The organism is Nitrobacter sp. TKz-YC02, assembly GCF_049852135.1.
Classification (GTDB): domain Bacteria; phylum Pseudomonadota; class Alphaproteobacteria; order Rhizobiales; family Xanthobacteraceae; genus Nitrobacter; species Nitrobacter vulgaris.
In genome coordinates, this window is record NZ_CP180728.1 from 2,787,851 (window position 1) to 2,798,212 (window position 10,362).

At 55.9% G+C, this 10,362-nt stretch carries 12 protein-coding genes; 10 read left to right on the plus strand and 2 right to left on the minus strand.

The features are described 5' to 3' along the window. The first annotated feature begins 11 nt into the window (after positions 1-11). Complete coding sequence (locus ACM561_RS13315) at positions 12-140, plus strand: hypothetical protein (RefSeq protein WP_425905609.1); 129 nt, start codon at positions 12-14, stop codon at positions 138-140. Between the two features lie 177 nt (positions 141-317). Here ACM561_RS13315 and ACM561_RS13320 read toward each other — a convergent pair whose 3' ends face one another. Next, on the minus strand, positions 318-605 hold the full coding sequence (locus tag ACM561_RS13320; RefSeq protein ID WP_425905611.1) for a hypothetical protein: 288 nt from the start codon (positions 603-605) through the stop codon (positions 318-320). On the opposite strand from ACM561_RS13320, the gene ACM561_RS13325 reads away from it, so the two are divergent. The 3 genes from ACM561_RS13325 to ACM561_RS13335 all read left to right on the plus strand — a co-directional run bounded on the left by ACM561_RS13325 (position 597) and on the right by ACM561_RS13335 (position 2,149). Then, entirely contained in the window at positions 597-1,226 is a 630-nt protein-coding gene (locus tag ACM561_RS13325) for a metallophosphoesterase (RefSeq protein WP_425905613.1), read from the plus strand. The genes ACM561_RS13320 and ACM561_RS13325 overlap by 9 nt on opposite strands. 135 nt (positions 1,227-1,361) lie before the next feature. After that, a complete protein-coding gene (locus ACM561_RS13330) occupies positions 1,362-1,691 on the plus strand; it encodes a hypothetical protein (protein WP_425905614.1) in 330 nt (109 codons plus the stop codon). Continuing rightward, entirely contained in the window at positions 1,688-2,149 is a 462-nt protein-coding gene (locus ACM561_RS13335) for an integrase core domain-containing protein (protein ID WP_425905616.1), read from the plus strand. Before ACM561_RS13330 ends, ACM561_RS13335 begins: the two co-directional genes overlap by 4 nt. 522 nt (positions 2,150-2,671) lie before the next feature. On the opposite strand, the gene ACM561_RS13340 is transcribed toward ACM561_RS13335, so the two are convergent. Then, positions 2,672-2,869, minus strand: a complete 198-nt coding sequence (locus ACM561_RS13340; protein WP_425905617.1) for a hypothetical protein — start codon at positions 2,867-2,869, stop codon at positions 2,672-2,674. Positions 2,870-3,085: 216 nt separating this feature from the next. Here ACM561_RS13340 and ACM561_RS13345 point away from each other — a divergent pair, with 216 nt between their 5' ends. From ACM561_RS13345 to ACM561_RS13370, 6 genes are all read left to right on the plus strand, one after another. Beyond that, the gene (locus ACM561_RS13345) at positions 3,086-3,268 is read left to right on the plus strand and encodes a hypothetical protein (RefSeq protein ID WP_425905619.1); all 183 of its coding nucleotides are present in this window, start codon (positions 3,086-3,088) and stop codon (positions 3,266-3,268) included. A 198-nt stretch (positions 3,269-3,466) separates the two neighbouring features. After that, complete coding sequence (locus ACM561_RS13350) at positions 3,467-3,829, plus strand: hypothetical protein (protein ID WP_425905620.1); 363 nt, start codon at positions 3,467-3,469, stop codon at positions 3,827-3,829. A 95-nt stretch (positions 3,830-3,924) separates the two neighbouring features. Then, complete coding sequence (locus ACM561_RS13355) at positions 3,925-4,281, plus strand: integrase core domain-containing protein (RefSeq protein WP_425905622.1); 357 nt, start codon at positions 3,925-3,927, stop codon at positions 4,279-4,281. 303 nt (positions 4,282-4,584) lie between these two features. Then, positions 4,585-4,794, plus strand: coding sequence for a hypothetical protein (locus tag ACM561_RS13360; RefSeq protein WP_425905624.1), 210 nt, complete (start codon positions 4,585-4,587; stop codon positions 4,792-4,794). A gap of 1,765 nt (positions 4,795-6,559) precedes the next feature. Then, entirely contained in the window at positions 6,560-6,715 is a 156-nt protein-coding gene (locus tag ACM561_RS13365; RefSeq protein WP_425905625.1) for a hypothetical protein, read from the plus strand. A 2,611-nt stretch (positions 6,716-9,326) separates the two neighbouring features. Beyond that, entirely contained in the window at positions 9,327-10,292 is a 966-nt protein-coding gene (locus ACM561_RS13370) for an IS481 family transposase (protein WP_425904734.1), read from the plus strand. The last annotated feature ends 70 nt before the right edge of the window (positions 10,293-10,362 follow it).

Consider the following 10,362-nt stretch of genomic DNA (forward strand, 5'->3'; position numbering starts at 1 on the left):
AGGAGATCATCGTGGCAAAAAGCAATCGCGAGTCGAAGAAACCGAAAAAAGAGAAAGCCAAGATCATCGCGGCAGCACCAAGCCAAAAGGGCGCTGCGGCATGGCAACCAAACTCCGGTGCGGGCAAAAAGAAGTCGTGAACTGGTAGTCATTGTGGTATCAATCGCAAAGAATCGTCAGGCGCCAAAAGCTATCAGCTATCATGCCGTTCATGCTTTTCGTTGGGAGCGGTCTCCAAATGGAGAGACTAGATTTTGGATCCTGCTTCGAACGTTGCGACCGAAACATCTCTGCAAGACCTGATCGAGCGAATTGGCTCAGAACATGTTGAGCGGCGATTGAAAATCGAAGCCGAGCACGAGGCCCAGCTGTTCGGCCAGGGACTGATCTTCTTCAATCTCGAAAACTGGTACGCAGCACCGTGGATCGTCAGAATCGCGTTGAAACTGACTGGACTTTATGGCCGCGCGCGTCGAAATGCTGACCACGTCGTTGTCAAACACCATAGCGTGGCTTTCGCCAATCTGCCCCCGGCATTTGACAATTTCACTATCCTCCACATCAGCGATCTGCATGCCGACATAAGTGTAGGCGCGATGCGGCATCTGGTCAGCGTGATCGGCGGCCTTCAATACGACATTTGTGTCTTAACCGGAGACTATCGTGGCAGGACGTACGGTCCGTTCGAAAAAAGTCTAGGTATCATCGAGGAGATCCAGGCTCGGTTGAAAGGGCCGATCTATGGGATACTTGGAAACCACGACAGCATCCAAATGGCCCCTTCCATGGAAGCGATGGGAATCCATATGCTTTTCAACGAAAGTGAACCGATTTTCCGTGACGGACAACGCATCTTCCTGGCCGGTGTGGACGATCCGCATTTCTATCGAGCGGACGACGTTGAGAAAGCCGCGAACCAAATTCCTTCAGACGCCTTTTCGATTTTGTTGGCGCACACGCCCGAAGTTTATGATCGAGCGATGAACGCGGGATTCGATCTTATGTTTTGCGGACACACCCACGGGGGCCAGCTCTGCCTACCCGGTGGAGTTCCAATCAAGCTGGAGGCAGCATTACCTCGATTCATGGGCGCTGGACCGTGGCGCCATGGCGGCATGGTCGGATATACCTCGGTGGGCGCTGGCACGAGCATTCTTCCCGTGCGCTTAAACTGCTCACCGGAAATAACTCTGCATACCTTGCGCGCGATGGGCGCTTCCGGCTAACCGCCTATCTTTTCCGGCCGGTTTCTCGCTCCGTACACAGACCCGGATCCTGAGAGGCAGACGGCGATAACTAGCCGCCGCCGGGTTGTTGCATCAATCCTGACGGTTATCGCGATTGTCCAACCTGAAACCCTCGTGCGTTGGCATCGGGCGGGCTTTCGCTGCTACTGGCGGTGGAAATCGCGGCGGCGGGGTGGTCGCCCGCAAATCGAAGCGGACCTGCGCGCGCTGATCCGGCAGATGAGCATGGAGAATTTGCTTTGGGGTGCGCCGCGCATCCACGGCGAACTGCTCAAGCTTGGATTTAGCGTCGCCCAATCATCCGTCGCCAGGTACATGGTGAAACGACGTGGACCGCCCAGTCAGGGGTGGAAGACCTTCTTGCGAAACCACGCTCCGGATATTGCCGCCATAGATTTGTTCGTGGTCCCGACCATTGGCTTCAAACTGCTTACGGCTTCGTGATTGTACGGATTGATCGCAGAGATCTCGTCTGGATCAACGTCACAGCCAACCCGACGGCGGAGTGGATCGCTCGGCAGATCACCGAGGCTTTCCCTTGGGACGGTGCTCCGGGTTACATGATCCGGGACCGTGATCGCATTTACGGTGCGGTCGTCACACGCCGACTGCGTGCCATAGGCATCCGGGACAAGCCTATTGAACCGGCCTCACCCTGGCAGAATGGCTTTGCCGAACGGCTGATTGGATCGATCCGTCGCGAGTGTCTCGATCACGCAATCATCTGTGGCGAGGCACATTTGCGTCGGGTCCTGAAACCTTACGCTGACTATTACAACCGTTTCAGAACGCATCGGTCTTTGAACAAGGATGCACCGGTCTCTCGCTCAGTGCAGCACACCGGTGTCATTCGTTCACGCCCCATCCTGGGCGGACTTCACCACCACTATGGCCGGATTTGAGGTTTTCGGTACAGACAACGGCTGAGCAGCCCGTCTAACTTGGGGTGACTTGACCCGCCGGGAAACTGGCAGGTCTTTTTTTTGCCGGCCGACCAGAATCGCAAGGAACTCCCTTCCCGTCCGTGCATTGTCCAGAAGACGGAGAACGCCCCCACGTTCCTTCGTCAAACCCCTGCAGCCCGTCGGCGCGCCCATCGTCGGCGGGCTTCGCGCGTCACTCCGCGTTACACAGTCGCTTCATCATGAACTCGATCTCCCCGGCGGGTTTTTCTTTGAAACCACATCCCCGCCGCCCGCATTATTCATCCGGACCGGTTGATCGCTTGGTACGGCTGATCCCGGTCCCGAAAGGCCCGCTGTGACTGCAACCGGCGGGCCTTTTCGCGGGCGTCGCTCAGCGGTGTCGCACCCGCCTTCGGCTCGATCGAAAACAGTCGGCAACTTCCTTGAGGCCGGGACGGCGTTGCCTCGCGCAGTTCGTATTGTCGTCAGCGCCCGTAATGGCGCTGGTGGCTTTCAAGCTCATTTCTGCGGCTGCGATTGCGTCGCGGGGCTGGGCGGATTCTCGGCGGATTTATCGTGCGTTTTGCGGCCGGGGTAGATTAGCAGGAGGCCGAACAGCACCAGGACAACCGCGCCCGCGATCGCCCAGCGGGTGGTGTTGATGCGCCTTTCATCCCTTGTCCCCCTGGGAGGCTCGTTTTCATTCGGGAATGTCATGGCTGCGCTCCATGCCTGTCTAGGAACAACAACTTCACCGAACTATTACCGTTCCTAAAGCGACCGCGCACGGGCGAGCCGGTGCGTGGCACTCAGGCCAAATGGTGGAAAAATCGGAAGCTGGCGAGGGACAAAAAAAGGTGGCCCGACTCTGCAAGAGCGTACCGGCTGTCACTATATGTTCAGCCGTGGGGGCAACAAAAAAAGGAGCTCCCTATGTCCAATCAAAACGAGAAAAATCCGGACCTGCAGCAACCGAACCAAAGTCAAAAGCCGAGCCAGCAGGCCGACGAGGAAGAAATCAGGATGGCCGAAATCAGGAAGGCCGTAAGGGCAGATATGATCGACCCGAAACATCCTCAGGGCCAACAAGATACTGAGTATAGCGGTGGCACCTGATAGGGCCGAGCATCGCCGGGTGACCCGCTGTACGCTTCACGGTGGGTGTGTGTGCCGAAAACCTCATCCGAATTGATGATGTGATGGAATCGCCTAAGCTGGTGGAATGATCGGGCTGCTCTGTTTCGTTCTGGCTGTCCTGGCCTCGCCATTCAAGTCGAAGTTGCGGCTTGAAGCTGAGAACGCGGTGCTTCGACATTGATTGTATTGCGGCGCAAGCGGCGTGGCCGTGTTCGACCCGCAACCAGCGATCGCTGGTTCTTCGTCCAGCTGTATCGCTGGTTTCCATCAATCCTGACGGTTATCACGATTGTCCAACCTGAAACCCTCGTGCGTTGGCATCGGGTGGGCTTTCGCTGCTACTGGCGGTGGAAATCGCGGCGGCGGGGTGGTCGCCCGCAAATCGAAGCGGACCTGCGCGCGCTGATCCGGCAGATGAGCATGGAGAATTTGCTTTGGGGTGCGCCGCGCATCCACGGCGAACTGCTCAAGCTTGGATTTAGCGTCGCCCAATCAACCGTCGCCAGGTACATGGTGAAACGACGTGGACCGCCCAGTTAGGGGTGGAAGACCTTCTTGCGAAACCACGCTCCGGATATTGCCGCCATGGATTTGTTCGTGGTCCCGACCATTGGCTTCAAACTGCTTACGGCTTCGTGATTGTACGGATTGATCGCAGAGATCTCGTCTGGATCAACGTCACAGCCAACCCGACGGCGGAGTGGATCGCTCGGCAGATCACCGAGGCTTTCCCTTGGGACGGTGCTCCGGGTTACATGATCCGGGACCGTGATCGCATTTACGGTGCGGTCGTCACACGCCGACTGCGTGCCATGGGCATCCGGGACAAGCCTATTGAACCGGCCTCACCCTGGCAGAATGGCTTTGCCGAACGGCTGATTGGATCGATCCGTCGCGAGTGTCTCGATCACGCAATCATCTGTGGCGAGGCACATTTGCGCCGGATACTCAAATCTTATGCTGACTATTACAACGGCGTCCGAACGCATTGATCCCTGAACAAGGATGCGCCGGTTTCTCGCCCGGTTCAGCGAACCGGTGTGATCAGTTCACGCGCCATCCTGGGCGGACTTCATCACCGCTACGCCTGTGTTTAAGTTTTCGGTACACACAGGGAATTCTGGAAGCTGCCACAGTGCGGATCAGCTTCGCGGTAGCGGTTTCGTCGCGGATAGCCTTCTTCAGGGTTTGCTTGGTCCGTCCGCGCTCACTATCTGGAACGATGACGGTCGACACGGGTTGAGGACCGCGCAAACGTGGCATTCAGGAACCAATCTAGCGAGGAGGAAAAACGAGTGGCCTTTTTCATTGAACTGACGGAAGCGGACAGCAATGCGCGGACGTGGGTCAATTTGGGCCGCGTCAATCGCTTCGTTCAGTCAGCAGGCGGAAATTCCGTCGCGCATTTCGAAAATGGCGTCCGGTTGGATATCCGGGAGTCGATGGCCGAAGTTTTGACGCAAATTCCGCACAACCTCCGCGAAGGGCAGGAATTCGAGGAATAGCCGGCGAGTTTCGCCCAGGTTGCGAGGTTGTCGCCCGCGAGAGCGTTGAAGGCTTCGGACGAGTAATCGGCATTGTCGTCGTAACCGGCATTCGACGCCGGCGGGAAGTTTTCGAGCGCCGTAAACCAGACCGTCGTTCCACGCGGCGTGACTACATCGGCGGCAACGTGGAGACCACCAGAAGGGTCGCCCGAAAGCGTGTGGCAGCACGGCAGGATGCGCACCGGGATTCCGGTTTCTGGAGGCGCCGTGGGTGACGATAGTGGTTTCGAGCCATGAGCAACTGGTCGGCTTATTGGCGCATACCCCCTAAACAATTCGAAAAAAATGTTGGTTTTGCTGGAACGTCTTTGTGGCGCAAGCATTGTCAATTTGAATGATACGAGGAGGGAGAAATCCACCGAAATATCATCTCAAAGCCCCGTCAGTTACTTCGGTAGCTGGCGGGGCTTTTGTTTGGCTGCTGCCCTCAGAAAGGCCGAATAGAAAGGCGAGTGCTCTTGCGCGCAGAAAGACGAGCGCGGGGCAACCGACCGGTCGATCCCCAGAATCAGTCCTCCGTGCGTGTGCCCGGACAGTTGAAGAGCCACGCTGTCAATCGGCTCGCAAATTTCCGGCAGACACCTCCCAATATCAGTCGGTCAACCGAGATGAAGGGAGGTCTCCTGGGACGAGTTCGCCGCAGCACATTGATTTGTTGCCTCAAGACCAGAATTTCTGCCTCAAGTGCAACTCGCGACCGCAGCAGGTCGATCACCATTCCAAAGATCAGTCTGCACAAATCCAACATCGAGCACCAGCATCGCGGGATTCTTGATCAACCGCCAGCCGGATGTGGTTTGCGACAGGGACAGGACCTTTTCAAAATGCTTATTCGAGATCTCAGCCTTGGAAGTGTAATCCGTCAGCATCGCCCTACAGACCACGCCGGAAATTTTCTAAGGAAACAACCGTCAACGCGCTCACCCCCTGGACAAGGCTCGAAAACCAGCGTCTCAACTTTTGATGATATCGAACCATACGAATTGACGGGCATAGGGCAGCAATTCGTACATTACGCGATGAACGAAATAGTAGCGAAGATTGAATTCAAGGAAGAAGCCGAAAGCTAAGCCTTTCTCTTCCCCTTTCAGCCCCACTACGACGGCCTCGGATTCCCGCGATGCGATTGCTTGGATTCATCGGGCGCGGTATGTGAACTGATGTTCAAAAACCCCAAAAGCCTCTACGAAGTCGCCTTGATGTCGGTGGCCGGATCACTCTTCGTCGTTGTGCTGTTGAAAGCAGCTTTCGCATTTGGCTTCGGCTGAGCCAGAGTCAAAAACATGGTGCCTAGATGAGTAAGAGGGTGGGAAATGTTCTCTACTGGGCTGGCTGCATTCTAGCTGGCATTGCCGTCTTATTCGGCGGACTCATCTCTATCGTCTTATGGCAAAGCGGAAATCCAAACGACCACGAGATGGCTTGGTTTCCGGCTGTCTTCGCAAGTATTGGCGCTCTGATTACCTGGCTGATAGGCCGCGCACTTCAATACGTCTTGTCTGGCAAATAACCAGCAACTCCTCCGGCGTTGGAAATTTTCCGACGATACATTTCGTATTCATCTTCACCTAAAACGGAACGATCATGCGAACGTCCTCATTTTTCTCAACAGTACTCGCCTCGCTTCTAGCTGGATCGCCCTTGGGCTAGCATCTTCCCTGACTACAAGTTGAAACCACCAGAATGAAGTTGGAACGATGCTGGTAGCCTTGACTTGTAGGCCATGACAGAAAGCTCCGATCTGCGCGACCAAGCTGCCAAATGCCGCCGACTCGCTAAGACCGGGGTGGATCCTAAAACCATAGCCAGCCTGAGCTCCCTTGCGCTTGAATACGACGCCCGTGCGCTGGTCATTGAAGAGCGGCTTACCCACACCTGACACCACATTCGGTTCGGACTTTAGAGAGAGAGAGATGATACCTGAGATTGGCTCTGAATGGATCGCGCGCGATGGTCGTAAGATGCGTGTGGACGAGGTGATAATACCCGTCGATCCGGACGCGATGCCATGGTGCAAAATGACAGTATTGAACCCCGGCGAGAGGATGCGTCGCCACACCGAAATGTCGGTGTCGAACTTCGGCAAACAAGCCAACATCGGATTTTTGAGGCCGCTTCCATGACAGACACCGAGCGAACGCTCGCAACTGCGGTGAACTCGCCGACGATGCGAAGGACCTGCCTTCGAAGAACCGCTACAGACGCATGCCTGGCTCGCACTTGCCGAGGAGCAAGACTGGCTAGATGGACAGTTGCCAACTCATAAATAGAAAATCCCGCCCGAGCAATGCATTAAGCGTATGGCGGCACTTCGACGAGTGTCCCAATCAAACGGAGCAATGCCTGCTGTTCTGGACCTTTCCCACTCCGTAGGAATTCTCCCAGTTCAATATGCGACAACCGTCCGCCGGATGGGGAATTAGGCTGGTGAATGATAAAGGCATGCCCGTCTGTCGGCTCGCGACCTAAGTACCAGGAATCGCCATTTGGGCTTCGATATAGTTCGCGGCGTTCTGTCATGACTTGCCTCCTCCTGTCTTGAGGTCAGTCTATCACAGGGGGCGCGGGGAAAGGCTTTCGGACTGGACTCTACAAGACCAAGCGACGGCCCCGGCAGCCTGCAAATGCCGAGACCGCCACAGGCGGGGTGCCATGGGCAACACCCCCAATAGCCAAACCCCCAACTGGCATAAGGTTACTCTTCCAAATCAGGATTATTTACATCGCCCCTAAGAATATTGGTGCAGCCTTCCGCGACGGGGCGTCTGCCCACCAAACTCGACCATAATACCTTCTTTTCTTTTGTGCGGCTCTAGTTTTGATCGGTGGGACTGCCCATATAGGTATTATTGCCAGCAACGCTATCCAACCGGCACTGGCGACAGAGAGACGCTCCTGTGCTCCCGCCCACAAAGGGAGCAAGCTATGTACGCCATGGTCTATCCGATTCATCTTCAGAGAAGCTCGGAGCGCAGATGGGCAAATCGTGCCGCCCGTGAGATACCCGTCCGAAGATCGCGCCCCGAAGGGACTGATACCTGCGCTTGTGGGAATACCGTAACAGCACCCATGAACTCGCGATATTCGCCTCATATCGTCACCAACGAATGGTACTGCACTAAGTGCAACGCCAGGTGGACGACCGAAGCATCCATTCCGTGCGGCTAACGCGTCAAGCCTTCCTTTTAGTCAGGCTTTTTCGCCACAAAGCCGCATAATGACGGTGCTTACATCGTTATCAGCGCTCGCCCTCGCTTCGCAGTCCAGGCCTCTGCATTTATCGGTGACTGAGAGCGTTGCGCTTCCGTCTCCTGCCAAAAAAGGAGCCACGCCATGCAGACTCGATCTCGCTTTCTACCGAATCCAAAATCGCTCTATCAACGTCTCAACGATGAAGCTCAGCGTCTGCGTAAAGAGGCGCGCGGTACTCAGCTCGGCGTTGAGCGAGAGCGGCTAATCCGAGAAGCACGCCAGGCTGAAACAGCGTCGCACATCGACCAGTGGCTGTCGTCCCCAGGCCTTCGGGCGCCGACATAATGAGCAAATATCACACCTACGTTTGGGCAAGCACGAAACGCCTGATTCTTTATTTGCAGTGCTTGTGATGCTACTCAGTCTCTCCGTCTTCACCGGGCGCGGCACGCCACCTAAATCCGGCGAGAATGCGCCGAGTAGCCCAACGCAGACGCAATTGCAGAGATGGGCTTAACCGCCGTGTCCACCGCGGTAGAACTCGACGGGCCGCATCGGTCAATAAAAGGAGAGCAGCGATCGGGAAGCCTATCATTAACGATATGTCTCTGTATGCGGCGTGCTAGGGTGATGGCAGCCAGCAGCCAACCACATTGAAGGAGGTGCCTAAGTGATAGGCCAGATTGCATTTGTGTCTATTACAGCGGGCCTTGCATGCACCTTCGCGGTATTTGCTCACTTCAGGCACAAGCGGGTTTTGCTCACGGTACAACAAGACGCTTCGCCGGTTTTCCTTGATCTATTGGTTGAGGGTGGCCTCTGGGGTGCAAGTGTTCTTTTTGGTGTTTCGGGGGCGATATACTTGGCTTTCTGCGCTTCGAGATATTGGGTGAGTTACTAGAGGACGTGAGATATCGCCGCGCGTCTTTTGGTTTGCGCTCAGACACCCCAGCCCCCTTGCGACCGCTTTGGCCTGTCGGCCTGACGGTATTCAAGTGGGTGATTTCCTCCTGACGGATCACGCGCGAGAATGCTTGCGTCGCAAGGACTCCCTGTTGATCACACCCCCACGGCAGGGCCGCATGAACCCGTCGGAGCAGCGATCATGTTGTTGATCTCAACAAGATGATTCCTAGGCCTCGCATCGGCCAAATGGGTCATCAGGACGCACAGCAACGCAGCCGCTAGAAAGGTTCGCATGCTCGTCGATTTTATCTTGTGGTGTTGGTGGATAGGCCTAGGTGTTTGATCCCGGACTTTGATGGTGCAGTCTTTTCCTTGGAATGGAAGGATGCGCTATGGGCCAAATTCTGCACGGGAGCGCCACAACGACAGAGGCGGTCCGTCGAGCGATACAACATAGTCAAGAGAGCCTGAGGGCACTGGCCAAGCGCTATGGGATAAACCAGAAGACGGTCGCCAAGTGGAAGCAGCGCTCGTCGGTCAGCGATTTGCCGACCGGCCCTAAAGAGCCAAAGTCGACGGTTCTTTCCGTCGAGGACGAGGCGATCGTCGTCGCCTTCCGTCGGCATACGTTACTGCCGCTCGATGATTGCCTCTACGCCTTGCAAGCGACGATCCCGCACCTGACGCGCTCGTCATTACATCGTTGCTTGCAACGGCACGGGATCAGTCGGTTACCCGAGGTTGCGGGCGACAGACCACCAAAGAAGAAGTTCAAGTCTTATCCGATAGGCTTCTTTCACATCGACATCGCCGAAGTGCAGACGGCCGAAGGCAAACTCTATCTGTTCGTCGCTATCGATCGCACGAGCAAATTCGCGTTCGTGCAGTTGGTCGAGAGCGCCAACCGTGTGGCCGCCTCAGACTTCCTGGTCGCGTTGATTGCCGCCGTTCCTTACAAGATTCACACGATCCTGACGGACAACGGCATTCAGTTCCGTTTCGCGCCACGCTACGCCGATGGCCCAACCGCCCGCTACATGACACACATGTTCGACATGCGATGCCGCGAGAACGGCATCGAGCATCGCTTCACCAAAATCAATCATCCGTGGACCAATGGTCAGGTCGAGCGAATGAACCGCACTATCAAGGAAGCCACCGTCAAACGCTATCACTACGACAGCCACTACCAACTGCGACGCCATCTCGCTGATTTCGTCGACGCTTACAATTTCGGTCGAAGGCTGAAAACCCTCAAAGGCCTCACGCCTTACGAGTTCATCTGTAAATGCTGGACAAGCGAACCGAAGCGATTCAAACTAAACCCGCTCCAGAAAATGCCGGGACCAAACACCTAGGCTTGATAAGCCGTGTTGGCGCTATAGAGCGACCCGGTAGTACGGCCCGACACGCCTGCTCTCACGAGTG

Bases quoted from the DNA above. Each gene is read 5' to 3' on its own strand.
- ACM561_RS13325 (WP_425905613.1), top strand. From the start codon at position 597: ATGCGGCATCTGGTCAGCGTGATCGGCGGCCTTCAATACGACATTTGT.
- ACM561_RS13320 (WP_425905611.1), bottom strand. From the start codon at position 605: ATGCCGCATCGCGCCTACACTTATGTCGGCATGCAGATCGCTGATGTG.
- ACM561_RS13340 (WP_425905617.1), bottom strand. From the start codon at position 2,869: ATGACATTCCCGAATGAAAACGAGCCTCCCAGGGGGACAAGGGATGAA.
- ACM561_RS13345 (WP_425905619.1), top strand. From the start codon at position 3,086: ATGTCCAATCAAAACGAGAAAAATCCGGACCTGCAGCAACCGAACCAA.
- ACM561_RS13365 (WP_425905625.1), top strand. From the start codon at position 6,560: ATGACAGAAAGCTCCGATCTGCGCGACCAAGCTGCCAAATGCCGCCGA.
- ACM561_RS13370 (WP_425904734.1), top strand. From the start codon at position 9,327: ATGGGCCAAATTCTGCACGGGAGCGCCACAACGACAGAGGCGGTCCGT.